This window comes from Curtobacterium sp. NPDC089689, from assembly GCF_044749145.1.
GTDB lineage: Bacteria > Actinomycetota > Actinomycetes > Actinomycetales > Microbacteriaceae > Curtobacterium.
Genome location: NZ_JBIVHJ010000002.1, coordinates 308,464 through 329,518 on the forward strand (window position 1 = coordinate 308,464; position 21,055 = coordinate 329,518).

A 21,055-nucleotide genomic window follows, 5' to 3' on the forward strand; every position below is an offset into this window, starting at 1 on the left:
TCGTTTCATACGGTACGCGCTGCGGCTGCGGTGTGCAACCGGGCGGCGCTGGTCGGGCGGAGCCGCGTGGTCCCGTTTCCCGCCGCACGACCAACGTCCGCTCGAACCGCGTCTTCGCGTGGTTCGGTCGGACTCCAGTCGGGCGACGGGCTGGCTCGGCGGTCAGCCCGCGGGCACCGCCGCCGCCGCGGGCGCCCGGAACTCGTGCTCCCCGCCGCCCACGCGCTGCTCCTCCAGCCCCGGCAGGCGCACCACCGCCGAGACTCCCTCGGGCACGGTCACCTGCACCGCGAGCTCGCCGTCGACGAGCTCCCAGCGCACCGCGATCCGTCCGTGGACGCTCTCGAGCGAGGTCGACGCCCACGTCAGGCCGCCGCCCGGCTGCGGAGCGACCAGGACCTCGGCGTAGCCCGGCGCCAGCGCCGACAGACCCCCGACCACCCGGTGCATCCAGTCCGCGACCGCACCGAGCGCGTAGTGGTTGAACGAGGTCATCTGCCCCGGGTTGATGGTGCCGTCCGGCAGCATCGAGTCCCACCGCTCCCACACCGTGGTCGCGCCCATCGTGACCGGGTAGAGCCACGACGGGCACTCGGTCTGCAGCAGCAACCGGTAGGCGTCCTCGACGTGTCCGGTCCGCGTGAGCGCGTCGGTGATGAACGGCGTGCCCGCGAACCCGGTCGAGATCCGGTACCCGGCGGCGGCCGCGAGCTCGGCGAGCCGGTCGCCCGCCGCGGCCTCGTCCGCCTCGGTCAGCAGCCCGAAGACGATCGCGAGCGCGTAGACGGTGGTGCAGTCGCTGCGGATCCTCCCGTCCGCCACGTAGTGCTCCCGGAACGCGGCCTGGAGGCTCGTGGCGAGTTCCCGGAACTCGGCCGCCTCCGCCTCGTGGCCGAGGAGCGTCGCCACCTCGGCCCCGATGGTCGCCGACCGGAACGCGCACGCGGTCGCCACGACGCCGGGGTCGGCCTTCGCCGCCGCGGCGTCCTCCGGCGGGGCGTCCGGGTCGAGCCAGTCGCCGAACTGGAACACCGTGTCCCAGAGTCCCTCGGGGGAGAGCAGGCTGCGGACTCGGCGGAGGTGCGCGGCGATCGAGTCGAACTGCTCCGCGAGCACCGCGGTGTCACCGTAGGCCTGGTACAGCGTCCACGGCACCCAGACCCCGGCGTCCGACCAGAGTGCGGTGGCGTTCGGCTTCCCGAAGTCCTCGGCGGGGGAGTACTTCAGCACGTCCGGCACCACGAACGGGATCACCCCGTCCGCGTGCTGCTGCTCGAGCCACACGTCCCGCAGCCAGTCGCCGAGGAACGCGCTCGTGTCGAACAGGTACGAGGCCGTCGGCGCGAACGCTGCGATGTCGCCCGTCCAGCCGAGCCGCTCGTCGCGCTGCGGGCAGTCGGTCGGGACACTCAGGAAGTTGCCCTGCATGCCGCGGACGACGTTCTCGTGGAACGTGTTCAGCAGGTCGTGGCTCGACGCGAAGGTGCCGGTGCGGGGGAGGTCGGAGCCGACCTGCACGGCCGTCAGCGCCGCGCGGAGGTCGTCGAGCGAGCCCGGCCAGCCGTCGACCTGCGCGTACCGGAACCCGTGGAACGTGAACTGGGGCTCGAAGCGGTCCGGGGCGTCCGGGCCGCTGCCGCTGAGGGTGAAGTGGTCGGTCGCCAGGGCGGTGCGGAGCGGGCGGGTGCCGAGCTCGTCGTGCTCGAGGACCTCGGCGTGCCGGAGGGTCAGGACCGTCCCCGCCTCGCCGCTCGCGACCACGCGCACCCATCCGACGAGGTTCACGCCGAAGTCGACCAGGGTGGCTCCCGACGGGCTCGTCCAGACCGCGACGGGCGCGATCTCGGCGAGGGGCCGGACGGGCGGCACGGTGTCGGCGACGAGCTCGCGGTCGCCGAGGTCCACCGTGTGGACGGTGCTCGTCCGGCCCTCGTGTCCCTCGACGCTCGGGACCGTCACGTCGCCCGGCGTGAGGAAGGACCCGTCGCGCAGGCGGGCGTCGATGTCCTGGCCGTCGTAGAGCTGGTCGGCGGTGATCGCGCTCGACAGGGCCTGCCAGTCGGTGTCGGTCGTGATCCGCTGCTCGTGGCCGTCCGTGAACGTGATGCGGAGCTCGGCGAACCCGGCGACCTCGTCGGCGTACCAGCCCCCACCCCCGCCCCAGGCGAGACGGCCGGCGGCCCACCCCTTCCCGAGCACGAGCGCCAGCACCGCCGCATCGCCGGACCCGGCCTCGGCGAGGTGCCCGGTGACGTCGTGGGACACGACCCGGAGGCGCCACTCGTAGCTCGTCCACCCCGGCTCGAGGACGTGGTCGGAGACCCGCTGGCCACCGAGCCACGCCTCGACGACGCCGAGGGCGCTGACGTCGAGGGTCGCGCCGATGACGGCGCCGTGGCCGTCGTCGAGGGTGAACTCCCGGCGCAGGATCGGTGCGCTCCCGAGGTCGGCGTCGCTCGCGATGAACGGTGCGGTCCAGGTGGTCATGAGATGAGTCCTTTCACGCGACCGGTCGTCGTCGACCGGTGCGGGGTCGTGGGAGCTGGTGCCCGCCGCGGTGGGCGGCGTGGCGGAGGCAGGTCGTGCCTCCAGGCCGGGTGGGCGTCAGCCCTTAACGGCGCCGCTGGTCATGCCGGCGACGATCTGACGGTTGAAGAAGACGTAGAGGATCAGCGGAGGGATCGTGATGAGCAGGACGTCGGTGAAGAGCAGGTTGAGCTGGCTGACGGACTGGCTCTGGAACGAGTAGAGCGTCTGCTGCACCGTGGCGTTCTCCGAGCCGGGCAGGAAGTACAGCGGGTTCGTGAAGTCGTTGAACACCGTGACCGACTGCACCAGCACCACCGTGATGATCACGGGCTTGAGCAGGGGCAGGACCACCCCGAAGAACAGGCGGATCGGTCCGGCGCCGTCGAGGACCGCGGCCTCGTCGAGCTCCTTCGGGATCGTGGCGACGAACGCCCGGAACAGCAGGATGCAGAACGACAGTCCGAAGGTGGCCTCGACGAGGATCATGCCGCCCATCGTCTTGAAGAGGTTGAGGCCCTGGAGCACCCAGATCGTCGGCACGATCGCGGGCGGCACGATGAGGCCGGCGAGCACGAAGAAGTTGATCACGCCGTTCCACCGGCTCGGCCGACGTTGGAGCGTGTACCCGACCATGGCAGAGAACACGACCATGATGAGCACGCTGCCCACGGTCAGGACGGCGCTGTTGAGGAACGCCCGGAGGATGCCGCCGTCGCCGGTCCCGAGCACGGTCGCCAGGTTCTGCCAGAGCTGGAACTGTGTCGGGAGCGTGAAGCCGAGCTGGTTCGCCTCCGCCGGGGACTTCATCGCCTGGAGCAGGATGAAGGCGAACGGCACGAGGAAGACGACGAAGCTGACGACGATCGCGATGCTGCCGACGGTCCACCGTCGGACGGTGTCGCGCCTCGGACCGCGTCGGGGCCCCGCCACGCTGGCCCGTCCTCGTCCGGTGCGGCCCGCGGTGGCTGCGCGGTCGAGTGCTGGTGCGGTCACAGTTCCGCCTCCTTGCGGTTGATGAGCCACGAGATGGGCACCATGATCGCGGTGACGACGACGAAGAGCACGACGTTGCCGGCGGTCGAGAGCCCGTAGAAGCCCGCCTGGTACTGCTTGTAGATCACGCTCGCGATGACGTCGCTCGTGAACCCGGGACCACCGCCGGTCATCGCCCAGATCAGGTCGAACGACCGCAGCCCGCCGATGAGCGACAGGATGATGACCGTCCCCATCGCCGGGCGCGAGAGCGGCAGCGTGATGTTGCGGAAGATCGTCCAGGAGCTCGCCCCGTCGACGCGGGCGGCCTCGAAGTACTCCTGCGGGATCGCGACGATCCCGGCGATGAAGATCAGGGTCGCGATGCCGACGCCCTTCCAGATGTCCACCGCGGCGACGCTCCAGAGGGCGAGCGCCGGGTCGGTCAGCCAGCCGGGGGTCGGCAGGCCGAGCGAGCCGAGGGCGCCGTTGATGATCCCGTGGAAGGGGTCCATCAGCGCCTTGAAGGTGATGCCGATGCCGATGGTCGAAACGAGCACCGGGAAGAACACCACCGCCCGCAGGTAGCCCCGCCCGAGCACCGGGCTCGTGAGGAGCAGGGCGAGGGCGAGTCCGAGGACCACCTTCGCCGCGCTCGTCACGAACCCGTACTCGAACGTGTGCACGAACCCGGAGACGAGCTGCGGGTCCTGGAAGAACCGGACGAAGTTGTCGAAGCCGATGAAGGTCTGGTCGAACAGCGTCCAGCGGGTGAGCGAGAAGTAGAACCCCGCGAAGGTCGGGACCGCGAAGAACACCACGTACAGGGCGATCGCCGGGATGAAGAACCACGCCGGGTAGAACGAGCGCATCCGCTTCCGTGCGGGGCCCGGTCCGGCCTTCGTCGTCTGCGGCGGGGCCACCGCCGTCGTGAGCGTCGCGGTCACCGACCTCACCAGCCCTTGATGCCGAGCTGCTGGGCCTGCTGCACGACGTCCTGGTCGTACTGCTTCGCACCCACGGCGGCGGAGGAGATGCCGGAGCCGACCTGCACGCAGATCTTCTCGAGGTTCGGGCCCTTGATCGGGGAGAGGAACTCGAGTGCTGGCGATGCCTTGCCGTCGTCGAGGTACTTCTGCAGGTCACCGATCATCGGCGGGACACTGTCCGGCAGCGTGCAGGTGGAGATCACGTAGGGGCCGCCCGGGGTCCCGGTGTCGTTCTGCACCCCGCAGCCCTCGGACGAGTTCGCGAACGCGATGAACTTCTTCGCGGCGGCGAGCTTGTCACCCGTGCTCGTCTTCGGGATGTACAGGCCGTTCGGCTCCCAGATGGTCAGGCGGGTGTCCGCGGCGTCTTGGGCCGGCAGGGCGAAGGCACCGATGTCGTCCACCGCGTCCGGGTTGTCCTGCTGGATCGTCGCGATGGCGTTCGTCAGCATCGGGTACTGCGCCCCGGTGCCCTCCGCGAGCATCTTCAGCCCGTTCGCCTGCGTCGCCGAGGCGTAGTCCTCGTTGTAGAGGCCCTTCTCCTGCGCGTCGGCGAGGTGCTGGAACCCGGCGAGTGCGGGCTGCTTCGCGTACGACTCCTTGTTGGCCGTGTACCGGGAAGCCCAGTTCGACTGCTGCGCGCTGATGTTCGCGAAGTCGCCGAGGACGAAGAGCTGGCTCGTCCAGGTGTCCCCGTAGGTCTGGATGATCGGCGCGACGTCGCCGGCGTCCTTGATCTTCTCGCTGTTGCTGATGAACTCGTCCCAGGTGGTCGGGACGCTCAGGCCGAGCTTCTCGTAGACCTTCTTGTTGTACATCACGCCGCCGCCGAAGCTCGTGCCGAACGGTGCGCCGTACATGCCCTCGTCGGTGCTGACGACCTTCGTGAACTGCGGGTCGACGTCCTTCGCCCAGGACTGGTCGGACAGGTCCACGAGCGTGTTGTCCGGGTTGAGGGCCTGCATGAGCGAACCGGAGTTGTAGTTGAACACGTCGGCCATCTCGCCCGTGGAGAGCTGCGTCTTCACGAGGTTGTCGCCGTCGGTGCCCTGCGGGCGGGTGTCGAACTTCACCGTGATGTCCGGGTTGGCCTTCTCGAACGCGGCGATGAGCGGCTTGGCGGTGGCTGCGGTGGCAGGCGAGTTGTCCGCCTGGTACGTGATCTGCACCTTGCCGCCGGTGTCGGCCGACCCGCCGGACGAACAGGCCGCGAGGCCGCCGACCAGTGCCGCAGCGCCGCCGATGGCGATCAACCTGGTGGCCAGTCGGCGCGTGGAGCGTGCTGACATTCCTTACCTCCTCGTAAGGCCCGGGGCTGGGGAACCCGGGTGGAGCGGTTCCGGAGACCGCGTCGGTGCGGGTCCGGGTACTGCGGGTTGAAGCGTTTCAATCGGAATGCAACCACGGCGATTGAAGCGTGTCAATCGCTGCGTCGAATTCGTTACGGAAGTCGTTGCGGCGCTCGCGATACTCGGGTGGCAGCGCGAGACTCGGGGTGGACGACCGAACTCGGGCTCCGGGGCACGAGATGCGTCGGCCTGCACGAGACTCGGGGCTGCGCCCACGAGATTCGGGGCCGTGTCCGAGAGACTCGGCGCGAAGGAGATCCACGCCTCGAGCGGTCGCCGCGTCCCCGTCAGGCCTCGGTACGCCGCGGATCGCTCGGCCGCGTCGCCGCCTGCACCCCGGCAGCGCGCGCCCGTCCGAGCGTGCTCTCCCGTGCCACGAGTTCGCTCCCGAGGACCACCGTGCGGTGCACGTGCGACGGGCCCTCCGCGAGTTCGGCGAGCAGGAGCGCGATCGCCTCGGCCCCCATCTCCTCGCCGTGCTGCGTGACCGAGGTCAGGGGCACGGCGCCGCCCCACGCGATGGAGTTGTGGTCGCAGCCGGACACCGGGATGTCCTCGGGCACGCGGATCCTCGCGGCTCGGAGCTCGGTGACCACCGCCATCGCGAGCAGGTCGGTCACGCCGAGCACCCCGTCCGGACGGTCTGCGGGCGCCATCGCTGCGATCCGGACTCCGGCGTCGGTGCCCCCGGGAGGGTCGATGTCCCCGGCGTCGACGTCGACGAGTTGCACGCCGGGGTGCTCGGCGATCGCGCGGAGGAGCCCCGCTCGTCGTCGAGCGACGGGCTGCAGGTCCGGACGAGCACTGACGAACCCGATGCGTCGGCACCCCTGCTCGATGAGGTGCGTCGTCGCGACGTAGCCGGCCTGCTCGTTGTCGACGATCACCGCGCACGCGTCGACGTCGGTGGGCTCGTAGTTGACGTAGACGACCGGGAGCCCGTGCTTCCGGACGGTCTCGACCTGCTCGCGGGAGGTCGTCATCGAGGCGAGCAGGATGCCCGACACCCGCGTGCTCTCCATGAAGGCGAGGTGCTCGGCCTGCGCCTTGAGGTCGTTGTCGCTGTTCGTGACGAGGAGCGTGTTGCCCTCGGCCCGCGCCGCGGTCTGTGCGCCGCTCACCATGTCGGTGAACAGCGAGTTCCGGAGCGAGGTCACCACCAGTCCGATCGACCGGGTCCGTCCCGACACGAGTGCGCGCGCGTTCCGGTTCGGCGTGTAGCCGAGGGCGGCGATGGCGTCACGGACCCTCGCGGCGGTCGCCTCCGCGACGCGCTCCGGGTGGTTGAGGACGTTCGACACCGTCGCGAGCGAGACCCCGGCGCGGGCCGCGACGTGGTGCACGCTCGGGGGCGCGTCGCGCCTCGGGATGTGCACCATGGTCTGATCGTAGGTGTCGGGCGGCACCACACGCGGCCGGGAGGCCCGTGGCGGCCCCGCACCGCGCCTCCCGTCCGGTGGCGGGCGGCACCGCGGATCGACTCAGCCCTCGGCGACCGTGGACTGCCGGACCACGAGTTCCGGGGTGAACTCCACGTGCTCGAGGTCGATGCCCTGCCCGTGCTCGACCTGGGCGACCAGCAGCTCGATCGCCCGCCGGCCGAGGTCCTGTGCGGGCTGCCGGACCGAGGTCAGCGGGACGACCGCGGCCTCGGCGAACGCGATGTCGTCGTAGCCGACGATGGCGATCTCCTCCGGGACGGCGACCCATCCGCGCATGATGAACGCCTGCTCGAGCCCGACGGCGAGCAGGTCGTTCGCGGCGAACACGGCGTCCGGCCGCTCGCTCGGCGGACGGGCCTGGAGCTCCTCGCCGGCACGGCGCCCTTCGAGGACCGAGAGCGAGCGAGTCGGGACGACCTCGAGCGAGACGTCGGCGGCCTCGGCCGCGGCGGTCGCCCCTGCGAGCCGGTCGGCCACCTGCCGGATGCTCGTCGGGCCACCGACGAACGCGATCCGTCGGCGGCCGATCGCGGCGAGGTGCTCGACGGCGATGCGGCCGCCGGCGACGTCGTCGACCGACACGGACGCGAAGTGCTCGTCGTCGGCGCGGCGGTCGACGAGGACCACCGCCGTGCCCTGGTCCCGGAGTCGCTCGAGCCGCGTGAGGTCGTCGCCGGCGGGGGAGACGAGCAGGCCGGCGACCCGGCGTTCCTCGAACAGGTCGACGTAGGTGTGCTCGCGCTCGGCGGACTCGTCCGAGTTCCCGATGAGGACCGCGAGCCCCTGCGCCATGGCGGCGTCCTCGGCGCCGCGTGCGACGTCGGTGAAGAACGGGTTGCCCCCGTCGAGCACGATGAGGCCGACCGTGGAGCTGCGACCGGCCCGGAGCTGGCGGGCCGAGTCGTTGCGCACGAAGCCGAGGGAGGCGATCGCGGACTGCACGCGTTCGACCGTCGCGGGGGCGACCTTGTCCGGCCGGTTGAGGACGTTCGAGACGGTGCCGAGGGACACGCCGGCGAGCGCTGCCACGTCCCGCACGCTGACCGCCATGGGGCCATCCTGGCATCCGCCCGGTGGTTCCGGGCGCGCGAGTCGCTGTGTCCTCGAGGATCGCGGCCGCGGCGCAGCCTCAGTGATGCCCGTCGTCGTGGTGCTTGCCGAACGCCGCCGTACCGCGTATCGTCCTCGCAGCACCACCGTTGAAACGATTCATCGTCGAACACGCGAACGGAGGACCAATGGCGGTCCGCATCGGAGCCCGGAACACCACGGGCTGGAAGGCGACGATCTCGGTCGCCATGTCGAACTACATCGAGTCGGGGTCGATCATCGCGATCGCCACGAGCCTCAGCCTCTGGCAGGCGCAGTTCCACATCGGGGACCTGCAGGTCGGCCTGCTCGCGAGCCTGTCCGCCAACGCCTTCGGTGCCGCGGCCGGCGCGATCATCGGCGGCCCCTTGTGCGATCGCTACGGCCGCAAGTTCATCTACACCTACGACCTGCTGCTCTACATGCTCGGCATCCTCCTCGCGGTGTTCGCCGGCAGCTACGGGATGCTCCTCGTCGGCTTCATCCTCACCGGCATCGCGGTGGGCGCCGGCGTCCCCGCGAGCTGGACCTACATCGCGGAGCAGGCGCCCGCCGACGAGCGGGCCGCGCACGTCGGCACCGCGCAGCTCGCGTGGTCGATCGGCCCGATGGTCGGGTTCGCCCTGGCGATCGCCGCCGCGCCGCTCGGCCTGCTCGGGAGCCGGCTCATCTTCGCGCACCTGTTCGTCGTCGCCGCGGTCGTGTGGTGGCTCCGCCGCGGCCTGCCCGAGTCCACGATCTGGAAGGACGAGCGCGCGGCAACGGGCAGCGCGAACTTCTTCCACGGCATCACGCAGCTGTTCAGCAAGCGTGTGAACCTCACCGCGATGCTGTTCCTGTTCGGCGTCTACGCGCTGTGGAACACCGTCGCGGGTCAGGCCGGCATCTTCCAGCCGCGCGTCTACTCGGCCACCGGCGTCACGAGCGTGCCCGAGCAGTACGGGCTCCAGGTCCTGGTGTGGGCGTGCACGGTCGCGGCGACGTACTTCGGCTTCATGCGCTTCGCCGACCGGGTGAGCCGCCGTGTGCTCTTCGCCGTCGGGGCCGTGCTCGCCATCGTCGCGTGGGCGGTCCTCATCTACGCTCCGGCGAACCTCGGCACGCTGCTCTTCTTCGCGATCGCGTGGGGCGTGTCGTCCGGCATCGGCGCGCAGGCGTTCTACGGCCTCTGGACGAGCGAGCTCTTCGCCACGCGGTACCGCGCCAGCGCCCAGGGCGTGCTCTTCCTCGCCGCGCGGGTCATGGTCGGCCTGTTGAGCATCTGGTTCCCGCTGCTGCTGTCCGACATCGGGCTCCGCGGCCTCGGCGGGCTCATCCTCGGCCTCCTCGCGCTGTCGTTCCTCGTCGGCACGATCTGGGCGCCGCGGACCCAGGGCCGGTCGCTCGAGTCCATCGAGGCCGAGCGGTACGGCACCGTGACGAGCGTGACGGGGACGACCCGGACCGTCGACGAGCACGCGGAGCGTCAGCGGACGCTGCGCGCCGCGCCCGGCGAGCGGACGCCTCGGTGAGCGACGTCGACCAGCCTGGTGCGCGCCTCCCGTCCGGACCGCCTGGAGGCCCGGATCACGTGACCCGCGTCTGCTTCCGTCTCCAGGTGGCCGCGGAGCACCTCGACGCCTACCGGGAACGCCACGCGGCGGTCTGGCCGGCGATGCTGCGGACGATCGCCGCCGCGGGGCGGCGGAACTACTCGCTGTTCCTCGACGACGACGGCCTGCTCATCGGGTACTACGAGACGGACTCGGTCGCCGACGCGGATGCGGCCCTCGCCGCGTCCGAGGTCGCGGCGACGTGGGAGGCGCACATGCAGGACCTCTTCGACGGCGCGACCGGGCGGGCCGACCAGACCGCCCGGGTCCTGCCCGAGGTCTTCAACCTCGAGGACCAGCTCGCGGCCGCCGCTGTCGGAACGGAACGCTGACACCGGACGCTGACGTGCGGCACAGCGGGGTGATCGCCGCGCCGACTAGCGTGACCGCCATGCAGCCGCTCGCTCCCGGATCGCTCCGCATCCTCCACCTGTCCGACACCCACCTCACCGGCGACGGCGCCCTGCACCAGGGGTCGACCGACACGGCCGCCGCACTCGACGCGGTGCTCGCCTCTGCCGAGGGCATCCCGGACGTGGGGCTCGTGGTGGTGTCCGGCGACGTGTCCGAGGACGGATCGCCCGGGTCGTACACGGTCCTCCGGGAGCGGGTCGGCGCGTGGGCGGAGCGGCACGGAGCGGCACTCGTCACGGTCCCGGGCAACCACGACCAGCGCGAGGGCTTCCGGCAGGTGCTCGCGAACGGGCTCGTGCTCGGCGAGGGCGGCCGGCCGCTCGTGCACACCCTCGAGTACCTGCCGCCGACGGTGCCGGTGGCCGGGCAGTCGATCGTCGCCGGACGCCGGATCGTCACGGTCGACACGAGCGTCCCCGGCGCCGGCTACGGGACGGTCGCGGACGAGGCGCTCGACCGCCTCCGCACCACACTGTCCGAGCCGTCGGACGGCGGCACGGTGATCGTCCTGCACCACTCGCCACTGCCCGCACCGACCGCGCTCCACGCCGCACTGCAGCTCCGGAACGCCGACGCCCTCGCCGAGGTGGTCCGCGGGACGGACGTCCGACTGGTCCTCGGCGGCCACTACCACCACCACGCCGCCGGCACGTGGGCCGGGGTCCCGGTGCTCGTCGCGCCGGGGGTCGCGAACGACACCGACGTCGTCGGCGCGTACGACGAGGAGTCGGCGCACATCGACGCGGGCTACCTCGTGGTCGACCTCGCGGTGGACGGCTCGGTGTGGTCCACGCCCGTGCGGGTGCCGCGGCCCGACGCCGACCCGCTCGCGTTCCACCACGACGCCGACACCGTGCGGGCGATCATCGCGGCGGCGGGCTGAGACGCGCCCGGTGTCCGCGAAGTCCCCCGGACGTGCGGACACCGGTCGGCCCGCACGAGTAGACGAGAGACAGATCGTCTTCGAAGGAGCGCGCCATGCGACACGGCAACGCAGTGCAGTACGACCGCTACGGCGGGTTCGACGTGGTCCAGGTCGTCCAGCAGGAGCGACCGGAACCCGGACCCGGTGAGATCGTCGTCGAGGTGGTGGCCGCGGGCCTGAACCACATCGAGCGCTTCCTCCGCGAAGGGAAGCTGCAGGACCACGTCGAGCTCACCTTCCCCGCGCACCAGGGCGTCGACTTCGCCGGCATCGTGCGCGCCCGCGGCGAGGGCGTGAAGGACCTCCGTGTCGGTGACGAGGTCATGGGGCACCACCCCCAGGGCGGGACGCACGCGAACTGGGTGCGGGTGCCGCGCGCCGCCGTCATCAAGAAGCCGGAGCACGTCGGATGGGAGGTCGCCGGCGGGCTCTACCTCGCCGGGTGCACCGCCATCGACGTCGTCCGGAAGCTGCGGCTCGGCAAGGACGACACCGTCGTCATCACCGCGGCAGCGGGCGGGGTCGGACACATCGAGTGCCAGCTCGCGCACGACGCCGGCGCCACCGTGATCGCCCTCGGGAGCCCCCGCAACCACGACTACCTCCGCCAGATCGGCACGCTGCCCGTGGCCTACGGCGAGGGCGAAGAGGCCCGCATCCGCGAGGCAGCCGACGGCCGCACGATCACGGCGTTCATCGACAACCACGGAGAGTCGGACGCCGAGTCCCTGGCCGCCCGGCTCGGCATCCCGGACGAGCGCTTCGTCTCGTCCGAGGAGCGGCGCGACATCGAGGTGCGGTTCCTCCGCGCCCCCGCCGACGACCAGGAAGCCACCGAGTCGCTCCAGTTGCTCGCGAAGGCCGTGCAGGACCGCCGCGTGCAGGTGCTCATCTCGGGCTTCTACCCGTTCGAGTACATCGTGGACGCGTACGAGGACCTCGCCGAGATGCACTCCCGCGGCAAGGTCGTCATCGGCATGCAGACGGTGGAGACCGGGGCACGGCTCGACTGGTACCGCTCGGAGAAGGCCCGTGACCTCCGGGACCGCTACGCCGACGAGCGCGGCGCGAAGACGGAGAGCATGGCCGGGGGGACGGCGAACCCGAGCTAGCTCGATCGCGGGCGTGCTCGGACGCGGGCGCGCTCGGACGCGGCGCGCTCGAACGCGGGCTAGCTCAGGACGTCCTTCGTGGCGAACCGGCTGTACGCCAGCGCCCCGAACACGACCACGTAGCCGAGCTGCAGGACGGCGTTCGCGCCGAACGAGTCGAACGAGATCGGGTCGCGGAGCAGGTCACCGAACCCGAGCCACTGGTGCGAGAACAGGAACGGGTGCAGCCAGTCGAGCTGCGGCAGCTGGTCGAGCACCTGCGACGCCCCCGCGAGCACGACGGTCGCGGCCATCGCCCCGACCGGCACGCTCGTCAGCGTCGACGCGAACAGCCCGATCGCCGCGAGCCCGAGCATCGACATCGCGACGTACAGCGCGAGCAGCAGGGCCCGGCCCGCGTACGACCACCCACCGACCTGCGTGCCGGAGAGCAGCGTCACCGGGCCGATCGGGAACAGCAGCGCCCCGATCGCGGCACCGACGAGGACGATCAGGAGCGTCGCGGCGAGGGCGAACGCGACCGTACCGACGTACTTCACGAGCACGAAGCGCAGGCGACCGGTCGGGGCGACGAGCAGGTAGCGGATGGTCCCGTGGTTCGCCTCGCCCGCGACCGTGTCACCCGAGACCACCCCGATGGTCAGCGGCAGGAACAGGGGGATCGACACCGTCAGCGCGGTGAACGCCACGAAGAGGCCGTTGTTCGTGATGTCGCCGAGGAACGCCGGCCCGCCGCGGTCCGGGCCCGTGGTGGCGCGGACCGCGATGGCGATGAGGATCGGGACGAGCGCGAGTGCGCCGAGCATCGCCCAGGTGCGGCGTCGGCGGAACAGCAGTCCGAGTTCGGAGCCGAGCAGCGCGAAGGGTCGCCGACGGGCGATCGCGGTGCCGCCGGCGTCCGCGCGGGACGGGGCGTCAGGCTGCGACATCGAAGCCCTCCCCGGTGAGCGCGACGAACAGGTCCTCGAGGGTCCCGCCGCCCACGGTGATGCCGCGCACCCGGACGTCGGCCCGGACGAGCTCGGCGGTGACGTCCTCGGCGAGCACGGCGGCCGGGAGGTCTGCGACGAGGACGTCCGCACCGCCCTCGTGTCGCGGCGTGAGCCCGAGGCGCACGAGGACGCTGGCCGCCTGACCGAGGTCCGGCGTGCGGACGGTCAGGGTCCGGACCCCGGCGGACCGCAGCTCGTCGAGCGACCCCTGCGCGACGAGCTTCCCGGCGCGCATCACCCCGGCGTGGGTGCACACCTGCTCGATCTCCGCCAGGAGGTGGCTCGACACGAACACCGTGGTGCCGTCGTCGGCCAGGGACCGGATGAGGTTCCGGACCTCGCGCGTGCCCTGCGGGTCGAGGCCGTTCGTCGGTTCGTCGAGCACGAGCAGGTCTCGTGGCGTCAGGAGCGCGTTCGCGAGCCCGAGCCGCTGCTTCATGCCGAGCGAGTAGGCGTGCGCCTTCTTGTCGGCCGCGTGGGACAGCCCCACCCGGTCGAGCGCCGCTGCCACCCGGGCCTTCCTCGTGCGGGGGTCGGTCGTCGGGTCGGCTGCGTCGAACCGGGACAGGTTCGCCCGGCCGGACAGGTACGGGTACGACGCGGGCCCCTCGACGAGCGCGCCGACGCGGGGGAGGACCTCGTGCAGTGCGTCGGGCATCCGGCGACCGAGGACCTCGATCGTCCCGCCGGTCGTCCCGGTGAGCCCGAGCAGCATCCGGATCGTCGTCGTCTTGCCCGAACCGTTCGGGCCGAGGAACCCGAACACCGCACCACGGGGGACCTCGAGGTCGATGCCGTCGACGGCGTGCTGCTTCCGGAAGACCTTCCGCAGGCCCTCGGTGCGGATCGCGTACCCGTCGGGAGCAGCAGCGTCCGTCACTTGGCCGCGGCCACGAGGGCGGAGACCGGGACCGCGCCCGCGAGCACCCGGCCGTCGCTCGTCAGGTAGACGGACACGAGGGAGGTCTGCACCGCGCGTCCGCCGTCGACCGGCCGGGTCAGCTGGTCGAGCAGCCCGCTCGCGTCGGCGTCCAGCGCCGACGTGTCGGCCGAGCCGGCGGGCAGCTCGGCGATCGTGTCCCAGCCGGAGCCCGTGGTCGTGACACCCGCCCCGGAGCGGTCGTCCGCGCGGTCGTGTCCGCGGTGGTCCGCGTGCTCACGGGACGCGTCCGAGAGGTCCTTCGTGTGCACGTCGGCGCCGCTCGGCGGGGTGAAGTCGAACAGGCGGGCGGCCGGCGCGCCGTAGTCGAGGCTCGTGAAGCCGACCTGGAACGCGGGGGAGTCCTGCCCCTTCGCCGACACGGTCACCCGCAGCGGGAGACCGGTCTGCTGGTCGACCGCCAGGCGCACGGACCCGACGAGGGTGTCGCCCGTCCGCGGCGTGAGGGTGACCGACCAGGCGTCGTGGCCGGCGACCGAGGTGCTCGTCGGCTTCGACACCGTCGTGCTCGGCGTGATCGCGTCGATGGCCTTCCGAGCGAGGTCCGCCGGCGTGACGGAGCCGTCCTCGGGGGCCGCCGCCTTCGCGGGGAGCGTGACGTGCGTCGCCTCCCGCTGCTTCGAGTCCCACGTCCAGACGTCGGAGCCGTTGCGCACGAGGTCCTGCTCGGCGAGCTGGGTCGTCACCTGCACACGCTGCTTGTCCGCGCCGTCGACGTACAGGCGCGCGGTGTGCGACGTGGTCAGCATGCTCAGCGCGTCCGACGCGTCGCCCTGCAGGGACGAGCCGCCCGATCCGGACGGGAGCTCGGGCAGCCCGAGGTCGCTCGTCTGCTCGACCTTGCCCGAGTACTGCGCGTCGGACGACTGCGCGACGCTGGCGATGACGTCCGCCGCGCTCGGGTCGGACCCGGCGATCGGGGTCGACGCGGCGTTCGCGATCATCGGTGCCGCGACGGCGCCGGCGACGACGACCGGTGCGATGACGGCGGGCAGCCAGGCTGACTTCTTCATCGGATCCCCTCGGTGGTGCATGGCACCCGGTGCGGAGGCACGTGGTGCGGTGGAGTCGGCAGCACCGTACGTCCGGCAACCGACAGTCGGCTGGGGATCACGTGCTCCGGCTACGATCGGTCGCGTGTCCACCGAGCCCTCCGTCCAGCCGGAGGGTGCCCGCTCCCGGTTCCCGCTCGACACCGTGTACCAGGCAGCGCGGATGTACTACCTCGAGGACGCCACCCAGGCCGAGATCGCCGACCGCCTCGGGGTGTCCCGACCGACCGTGAGTCGACTCGTCTCCGAGGCCCGCCGCGCCGGCCTCGTCCGCATCGAGGTCGTCGACCCGTTCCGCGACGAGACCGTCGCGCTCGCCGCCGAGCTCCGCGACGCGCTCGGTCTCCGCGCCGTCCGACTCGCCGCCGTCACCCACCAGGCGACGCTCGGGGCCGACCTCGCAGCGCCCGTCGCCGCGGCGATCGAGGCGATGGCCCTCGCGCCCGGTGACGCCGTCCTGGTCTCCTCGGGCAGCACCGTCCACGACCTCGCGCACACCGGCCTGCCGCCGATGCCGGGCGTGCAGCTCGTCCCGACCGTCGGAGGACAGGCCGACCCGAACCGCTGGTTCCAGACGAACGAGATCACCCGCGCCGCCGCCGAGCGGTCCGGCGCGATCCCGGCGTTCCTGTTCGCGCCGGCCCTCCCGAGCGAGACGCTGCGGGCTTCGCTCGACGACGACCCGGCCTTCCAGCACGTCGTCGGGCTCTGGCGGCGGGCGAAGGGGGCGTTGCTCGGGATCGGCGCTCCCGTCGTCACCCGGCACGAGCTCGCGCGCGGCCTGCCGGTCGAGGACGAGGCCTTCGACCGAGCTGCCGGCGACGTCTGCCTCAACTTCTTCGCCGCGGACGGCTCGGCGGTGGAGTTCCCGGGCAGCGACCGGATGGTGCGGACCTCCCGCGAGGTCCTCGCGGCCGTCCCGCACGCCGTGGGCGTCGCGGTCGGTCCCGGCAAGGCGACGAGCATCCTCGGCGCGGTGCGCGGTGGCCTGGTGAACGAGCTCGTCACCGACGCCGCCACCGCGCGCGCCGTCCTCGACGCGCTCACCTGATGCGCACCCCCTCGCCGGGTGACGAAACGCGCGCGGTTCGACGTCGCGCTGGTCGATCATCGCGCGGTTCGTCGGGACGCGCGCGTCCCGTGGACCAGGCGAGACGGGACGGGACGAAACGGGACGGGACGGCCGTGGCGGAGGCGTGCCGTGCCTCCAGGCCGGGAGGCGCGGGTCGCCTACCGCGTGCGCCGCACGTCCCAGAGGTGGTGCACCGGGTCGTGCGCGTAGTAGGTCGCGAGGGTCGCGACCGTGAACGCGCTGCCGTCCGACCGCAGTCCGGTCCGGTCGAGGTCCGCGTCGCGGACCGCCGCGAACGCGGCGGCCGCACGTCGGCCGGCGTCGACCAACTCCCCGCCGACCGTCGCCGGGTCCTGCGCGGCGTAGTCGTCCTCGACCGCGGTGGCGTCCTGGTCCCAGTTCGGGAACGTCGGTCCGTCCTGCTCGAGCATGAGCGCGAGCCGCTCGGCCATCCTCCGGTGCACGTCACGCACGTGCGCGGCGTACTCGAGCGGTGACCAGGTGTGGTCGTCCGGGCGGACGCGGACGTCGTCGCGCTCCAGGACCGCCGGCCACGCCGCGGTGTTCTCCTCGATGACGCCGGGGACGTCGCGGACGGACACCGCGCGTCCGTCGAAGCCGCACTCGGGGCACGTCGCACCGATGACCCACGTCCAGCTCTTCGTCTCGGGTTCGATCGCCATGTCCGAACGTTACCCGTTCGTGATTCAGGTTCCGCGCTTCCCCGTGTCCGCGCCGATGGGGCGGTGACCCCCGTCCGGGTGACACGCCGTTCCCTGTGAATGCCCACACAGTGACATGTCGGTCGCTCGGTAACGTCGCTGGCTGTCCGACCGACCCCCGGCGGCCCGTCCGGCCGCTCGACGGCCATGCCGTCCCCCAAGAGAGGAACCGATGGGATCCGACCCCAGCAGTACCGAGCAGCGACGTCGACTCCGTGTGAGCGACGTCACCGTGGTCGACAAGAGCATGATGCGCCGAGCCGTCGGCGGCATGGTGGTCGGCAACACGATGGAGTGGTACGACGTCGGGGTCTACGGGTACCTCGCCGTCACGATGGGGAAGGTCTTCCTGCCGACCGCGGAGCCCGCGGTGCAGATCCTCTTCAGCCTCGGCGTGTTCGCGGCGACGTACATCGCCAGGCCGCTCGGCGGGATCGTGTTCGGGCGGCTGGGCGACCGGCTCGGTCGGCAGCGCGTCCTCGCGACGACGCTCATCCTGATGGCGACCTCGACGTTCCTCATCGGCGCACTCCCCGCCTACGCGACCATCGGTGCCCTCGCGCCCGTCGTGCTCGTGGTGCTCAAGCTCCTGCAGGGCTTCTCGACCGGCGGTGAGTACGCCGGCGCGACGACGTTCGTCACCGAGTACGCCCCGGACCGCCGCCGTGGGTTCTTCGCGAGCATCCTCGACTTCGGCAGCTACATGGGCTTCGCGCTCGGTGCCACGGTGGTGACCGTGCTCCAGCTCACACTGGGCGACGCCACGATGACGGCCTGGGGCTGGCGCGTGCCGTTCCTGCTCGCCGGGGTGATCGGCGTCGTGGCGATCTACTTCCGCCTGCGCATCGAGGAGTCGCCCGTCTTCCAAGCGACCCAGGCCGCGCAGGAGGCCTCCGCAGAAGCACGTGCCGACGCCACCGGTGACCGCCCGACGAGCGTGTTCGCCATGGTCCGCGACCACTGGCGTCCGATCCTCATCGCGGTGATGCTCGTCGCCGCGTCGAACACGGTCGGGTACGCGCTGACCTCGTACATGCCGACGTACCTCACCGACTCGCTCGGGTACTCCGCGCTCGACGGCACGCTCCTCACCATCCCCGTGCTCGTGCTGCTCGCCGTGATGCTGCCGCTGACCGGTCGGCTCTCGGACCGCCTCGGCCGCCGGGTCGTCATGTGGATCGGGGCCGCGACCACCGTGGTCCTCGTCGTCCCGGCGTTCCTGCTCATCGCCCACGGAGCGCAGTGGTCGACGCTGCTCGGTCTCGCCCTCCTCGCCCTCATGACCGCCCTCTGGGTCTCGAACCAGGCGGCGTCCCTCCCCGCGCTGTTCCCGACCTCGACGCGGTACGGAGCGATGGGGTTCGCGTACAACATCGCGATCGCGGTCTTCGGTGGGACGACCCCGCTGATCGTCCAGGCGCTGCTGACCTGGACGGGCGACCAGCTCGCGCCGGCGTACTTCCTCATGGCGATGAGCGCGCTCGGGGCCGTCGGGGTGTTCTGCATGAAGGAGTCGTCGCAGCGGCCGCTCCCTGGCTCGATGCCCGCGGTCGAGACGGAGGCCGAGGCGCGCGAGCTCGTGCTGACGCAGGACACGAACCCGAACCTCGACCTCGGGGACCTGCCGTTCGCGGCCGCCGACGCCGTGCGTGCCGCCGAGGCAGCGCCGGAGCCCGCCGGGCGCTGACGGGAGCCTCGCGGGGGACGCTGTCGAACGACGGCGCCGTTGTCGAAGGACCGCGGCGCCGTCGCCCGTTGCGCGCGCTGGCTGGTGCCGACGCGGGACTGCGGCGCGGCCGCTGTCGGACGACGACCACCGCGTCGTTCGACGACGGGTCACCGCCCGTGCCCTGGCGGAGCGCCGCCCCGGCCGCCCCGGCCGCCCCGTCTGCTCCGGCCGACCCGGCCGCCCCTGCCTCAGTCGCCCCGCTGCTCGTGCGACGGGTCGAGCGCGGGCCACACCGGGAACGGGTCCGCCCACGTGCGCCAGACCTCCGGTCCGGCGAGCACTTCGTCTGGGGTGAGGAGCGCCGAGTCCAGTGCCCGCTCGACCCCGCGCACGTCGAGCCGTTCCCCGACGAACCAGAGCGCCTGCCCGACCGGTGCGTCCGCGTCCCACGAGCGGTTCGCGGTGGGGTCGAGCGCGAGCATGGCGCCGAAGCTCGACCACGCCCCGACGTGGTCCGGCCGGGAAGCGAGTCGGAAGAAGCCCTTCGACCGGAGCACCCGTCCGTTCACCCCGGGCGTGAGGTCCTCCGCGATCACGGTCGCCAGCCGGTCGGGGTGGAACGGGAACGGCTCGCGGTACCGCATCGTCACGAGGTCGTCCCCGACACCGCGCGGCGGGACGTCGAGGTCGGCACCCGACGAGAGCGCTCGCATCCATCCGGCACCGCCTGCGAGCAGACGGGCAGCCCCGCCGTTCGAGACCGGGAGGTCGAGCGGGCCGCGGACCGCTCGTGCCGCGACGATGAGCGTGTGCGGCGCCATCCGGTGCAGCAGGGCGACGAGCGCACGTCGCCGACGCCCGGAGAGCGGTCCGAGCCGGTCCAGCGCGATCACCGTGGCGTACTCGACGATCGACGCCACCCGCTCCGCCGCGACGAACGCGTCGTCCACGTCGCTCCAGAGCAGGTTCGCGACCTCGTCGGCACGGAGGACGGCGACGACGTGTCGGAGGACGCGGTCGTCCCCCGTCTCGGACCGCGCCGCGTTCGCGAGCATCATGCCGACGGCGCGGACGTCGGTGCCGGCGGCGAGGGAGACGACGAGCCCGTGGTCGGCGTCCGGCCCGCACGTCCGGTCCAGTTGATCGGCGCGTTCGGCCACCGCCCGAGCGACGGGGAGTGCAGTGCCGTGCACGCGCATCCGGTGGGCACGGGTCCTGCCGTCGTCGACCAGGCGCGCGGCGAGTTCGTCGGCGTCGGAGTCGTGCAGGGCGGAGACGAGGGTGATGGCGGCGGGACGCATGTGCGGTACTCTACATGAGAACTGTTATCAACTAGGAGGTCCAGCAGTGAAGGTCCGCAACTCGCTCAAGGCGCTGAAGAAGATCCCCGGCTCGCAGGTGGTGCGCCGCCGGGGCCGCGTCTACGTCATCAACAAGCAGAACCCGCGGTGGAACACCCGGCAGGGCTGACACCGGCACCCGTCCGTAGGGTGGCACCATGCGACTGCTGCTCATCCGCCACGGCCAGACCCCCGCGAACGTGCACGGCATCCTCGACGCCGAGGTGCCCGGCCCCGGACTCACCGAGCTCGGGGAGCAGCAGGCCGAGGCGCTCCCGGCGGCACTCGCCGACCGCGGCATCGAGCGGCTCTTCGTCTCGACGATGGTCCGGACGCAACTGACCGCGGCACCGCTCGCCGCCGCGCTCGGCCTCGAGCCGGAGGTGCTGGACGGCCTCCGCGAGATCGAGGCTGGGGACACCCAGGGCAAGAGCGACAAGGTGTCCGTGCAGACATACATCGCGACCGTGCACGGATGGTCGCAGGGGGACCGCGAGAGCCGCATGCCCGGCGCGGAGAGCGGCACCGAGTTCTTCGCGCGCTACGAGGACGCGGTCCGCCGGATCGAGTCGACCGGGGTCGAGGTCGCGGCGGCGGTCAGCCACGGCGCCGCCATCCGGACGTGGGCGAGCGCGGTCGCGCAGAACACGCCGGACGAGTTCGGCACGAAGCGGCACCTGGAGAACACCGGGATCGTCGAGCTCGAGGGCTCGTTCGACGACGGCTGGCGCCTGGTCGACTGGGAGGGCGAGCCCGTCGGTGGCGAGGACCTCATCGACCGGAGTGCGCAGGACCCGACGGGCGAGCGCTTCTGACGGCGCGTCGCGCGACGCGACCACGCGACGGACCGGCGCG

At 72.0% G+C, this 21,055-nt stretch carries 19 protein-coding genes; 8 read left to right on the forward strand and 11 right to left on the reverse strand.

The genetic code is table 11. From position 1 onward, the window contains the following. Window positions 1–162 precede the first annotated feature (162 nt). From ACIPYW_RS09670 to ACIPYW_RS09695, 6 genes are all read right to left on the reverse strand, one after another. The gene (locus ACIPYW_RS09670; protein ID WP_400412904.1) at window positions 163–2,487 is read right to left on the reverse strand and encodes a family 78 glycoside hydrolase catalytic domain; all 2,325 of its coding nucleotides are present in this window, start codon (window positions 2,485–2,487) and stop codon (window positions 163–165) included. Between the two features lie 117 nt (window positions 2,488–2,604). Continuing rightward, window positions 2,605–3,459: a carbohydrate ABC transporter permease gene (locus ACIPYW_RS09675; protein WP_400413585.1), complete on the reverse strand. Its 855-nt coding sequence runs from the start codon at window positions 3,457–3,459 to the stop codon at window positions 2,605–2,607. 59 nt (window positions 3,460–3,518) lie between these two features. After that, window positions 3,519–4,373, reverse strand: coding sequence for a carbohydrate ABC transporter permease (locus ACIPYW_RS09680; protein ID WP_290134204.1), 855 nt, complete (start codon window positions 4,371–4,373; stop codon window positions 3,519–3,521). A gap of 80 nt (window positions 4,374–4,453) precedes the next feature. Further along, window positions 4,454–5,779, reverse strand: coding sequence for an ABC transporter substrate-binding protein (locus ACIPYW_RS09685; protein WP_290131076.1), 1,326 nt, complete (start codon window positions 5,777–5,779; stop codon window positions 4,454–4,456). Between the two features lie 347 nt (window positions 5,780–6,126). Further along, window positions 6,127–7,218: a LacI family DNA-binding transcriptional regulator gene (locus ACIPYW_RS09690; protein WP_400412906.1), complete on the reverse strand. Its 1,092-nt coding sequence runs from the start codon at window positions 7,216–7,218 to the stop codon at window positions 6,127–6,129. A 102-nt stretch (window positions 7,219–7,320) separates the two neighbouring features. After that, window positions 7,321–8,331 carry a LacI family DNA-binding transcriptional regulator gene (locus tag ACIPYW_RS09695; RefSeq protein WP_400412907.1) on the reverse strand — a complete coding sequence of 337 codons (1,011 nt, stop codon included), beginning with the start codon at window positions 8,329–8,331 and terminating at the stop codon, window positions 7,321–7,323. 188 nt (window positions 8,332–8,519) lie between these two features. Between ACIPYW_RS09695 and ACIPYW_RS09700 the strand changes: the two genes are divergently transcribed. The 4 genes from ACIPYW_RS09700 (at window position 8,520) to ACIPYW_RS09715 (ending at window position 12,413) form a co-directional block, all read left to right on the forward strand. After that, window positions 8,520–9,881 (forward strand): MFS transporter, encoded by a 1,362-nt coding sequence (locus tag ACIPYW_RS09700; protein WP_400412908.1) that lies wholly within the window; start codon window positions 8,520–8,522, stop codon window positions 9,879–9,881. A gap of 59 nt (window positions 9,882–9,940) precedes the next feature. Continuing rightward, a complete protein-coding gene (locus ACIPYW_RS09705; RefSeq protein ID WP_290131080.1) occupies window positions 9,941–10,294 on the forward strand; it encodes an L-rhamnose mutarotase in 354 nt (117 codons plus the stop codon). A gap of 59 nt (window positions 10,295–10,353) precedes the next feature. Then, complete coding sequence (locus ACIPYW_RS09710; RefSeq protein WP_400412910.1) at window positions 10,354–11,259, forward strand: metallophosphoesterase; 906 nt, start codon at window positions 10,354–10,356, stop codon at window positions 11,257–11,259. A 95-nt stretch (window positions 11,260–11,354) separates the two neighbouring features. Next, window positions 11,355–12,413 (forward strand): NADP-dependent oxidoreductase, encoded by a 1,059-nt coding sequence (locus ACIPYW_RS09715; RefSeq protein WP_400412912.1) that lies wholly within the window; start codon window positions 11,355–11,357, stop codon window positions 12,411–12,413. Between the two features lie 59 nt (window positions 12,414–12,472). Here the strand turns inward: ACIPYW_RS09715 and ACIPYW_RS09720 are convergent, their stop codons facing one another. The 3 genes from ACIPYW_RS09720 to ACIPYW_RS09730 are packed head-to-tail and all read right to left on the reverse strand — an operon-like array spanning window position 12,473 to window position 15,358. Beyond that, window positions 12,473–13,342: an ABC transporter permease gene (locus tag ACIPYW_RS09720; protein ID WP_400412913.1), complete on the reverse strand. Its 870-nt coding sequence runs from the start codon at window positions 13,340–13,342 to the stop codon at window positions 12,473–12,475. After that, on the reverse strand, window positions 13,329–14,285 hold the full coding sequence (locus ACIPYW_RS09725) for an ABC transporter ATP-binding protein (RefSeq protein WP_400412914.1): 957 nt from the start codon (window positions 14,283–14,285) through the stop codon (window positions 13,329–13,331). Before ACIPYW_RS09725 ends, ACIPYW_RS09720 begins: the two co-directional genes overlap by 14 nt. Continuing rightward, on the reverse strand, window positions 14,282–15,358 hold the full coding sequence (locus tag ACIPYW_RS09730; RefSeq protein ID WP_400412916.1) for an outer membrane lipoprotein carrier protein LolA: 1,077 nt from the start codon (window positions 15,356–15,358) through the stop codon (window positions 14,282–14,284). The genes ACIPYW_RS09725 and ACIPYW_RS09730 overlap by 4 nt, the downstream gene beginning before the upstream one ends. 124 nt (window positions 15,359–15,482) lie before the next feature. Here ACIPYW_RS09730 and ACIPYW_RS09735 point away from each other — a divergent pair, with 124 nt between their 5' ends. After that, entirely contained in the window at window positions 15,483–16,448 is a 966-nt protein-coding gene (locus ACIPYW_RS09735; RefSeq protein ID WP_400412917.1) for a sugar-binding transcriptional regulator, read from the forward strand. 179 nt (window positions 16,449–16,627) lie between these two features. Here the strand turns inward: ACIPYW_RS09735 and ACIPYW_RS09740 are convergent, their stop codons facing one another. Further along, entirely contained in the window at window positions 16,628–17,152 is a 525-nt protein-coding gene (locus tag ACIPYW_RS09740) for a DinB family protein (protein ID WP_400412918.1), read from the reverse strand. Window positions 17,153–17,363: 211 nt separating this feature from the next. Here ACIPYW_RS09740 and ACIPYW_RS09745 point away from each other — a divergent pair, with 211 nt between their 5' ends. Beyond that, window positions 17,364–18,878: an MFS transporter gene (locus ACIPYW_RS09745; RefSeq protein WP_400412919.1), complete on the forward strand. Its 1,515-nt coding sequence runs from the start codon at window positions 17,364–17,366 to the stop codon at window positions 18,876–18,878. A gap of 230 nt (window positions 18,879–19,108) precedes the next feature. On the opposite strand, the gene ACIPYW_RS09750 is transcribed toward ACIPYW_RS09745, so the two are convergent. After that, the gene (locus ACIPYW_RS09750; RefSeq protein WP_400412921.1) at window positions 19,109–20,161 is read right to left on the reverse strand and encodes a GTP-binding protein; all 1,053 of its coding nucleotides are present in this window, start codon (window positions 20,159–20,161) and stop codon (window positions 19,109–19,111) included. A gap of 46 nt (window positions 20,162–20,207) precedes the next feature. On the opposite strand from ACIPYW_RS09750, the gene ykgO reads away from it, so the two are divergent. Then, window positions 20,208–20,330 carry a type B 50S ribosomal protein L36 gene (ykgO, locus tag ACIPYW_RS09755; protein ID WP_022905672.1) on the forward strand — a complete coding sequence of 41 codons (123 nt, stop codon included), beginning with the start codon at window positions 20,208–20,210 and terminating at the stop codon, window positions 20,328–20,330. 28 nt (window positions 20,331–20,358) lie between these two features. Further along, window positions 20,359–21,015: a histidine phosphatase family protein gene (locus ACIPYW_RS09760; RefSeq protein ID WP_400412922.1), complete on the forward strand. Its 657-nt coding sequence runs from the start codon at window positions 20,359–20,361 to the stop codon at window positions 21,013–21,015. Window positions 21,016–21,055 lie beyond the last annotated feature (40 nt).

Coding starts and splice junctions, on each gene's coding strand:
- ACIPYW_RS09740 (WP_400412918.1), bottom strand. CDS start 17,152: ATGGCGATCGAACCCGAGACGAAGAGCTGGACGTGGGTCATCGGTGCG.
- ACIPYW_RS09715 (WP_400412912.1), top strand. CDS start 11,355: ATGCGACACGGCAACGCAGTGCAGTACGACCGCTACGGCGGGTTCGAC.
- ACIPYW_RS09750 (WP_400412921.1), bottom strand. CDS start 20,161: ATGCGTCCCGCCGCCATCACCCTCGTCTCCGCCCTGCACGACTCCGAC.
- ACIPYW_RS09685 (WP_290131076.1), bottom strand. CDS start 5,779: ATGTCAGCACGCTCCACGCGCCGACTGGCCACCAGGTTGATCGCCATC.
- ACIPYW_RS09700 (WP_400412908.1), top strand. CDS start 8,520: ATGGCGGTCCGCATCGGAGCCCGGAACACCACGGGCTGGAAGGCGACG.
- ACIPYW_RS09690 (WP_400412906.1), bottom strand. CDS start 7,218: ATGGTGCACATCCCGAGGCGCGACGCGCCCCCGAGCGTGCACCACGTC.
- ACIPYW_RS09695 (WP_400412907.1), bottom strand. CDS start 8,331: ATGGCGGTCAGCGTGCGGGACGTGGCAGCGCTCGCCGGCGTGTCCCTC.
- ACIPYW_RS09680 (WP_290134204.1), bottom strand. CDS start 4,373: ATGCGCTCGTTCTACCCGGCGTGGTTCTTCATCCCGGCGATCGCCCTG.
- ACIPYW_RS09760 (WP_400412922.1), top strand. CDS start 20,359: ATGCGACTGCTGCTCATCCGCCACGGCCAGACCCCCGCGAACGTGCAC.
- ACIPYW_RS09730 (WP_400412916.1), bottom strand. CDS start 15,358: ATGAAGAAGTCAGCCTGGCTGCCCGCCGTCATCGCACCGGTCGTCGTC.
- ACIPYW_RS09745 (WP_400412919.1), top strand. CDS start 17,364: ATGGGATCCGACCCCAGCAGTACCGAGCAGCGACGTCGACTCCGTGTG.
- ACIPYW_RS09710 (WP_400412910.1), top strand. CDS start 10,354: ATGCAGCCGCTCGCTCCCGGATCGCTCCGCATCCTCCACCTGTCCGAC.
- ACIPYW_RS09670 (WP_400412904.1), bottom strand. CDS start 2,487: ATGACCACCTGGACCGCACCGTTCATCGCGAGCGACGCCGACCTCGGG.
- ACIPYW_RS09720 (WP_400412913.1), bottom strand. CDS start 13,342: ATGTCGCAGCCTGACGCCCCGTCCCGCGCGGACGCCGGCGGCACCGCG.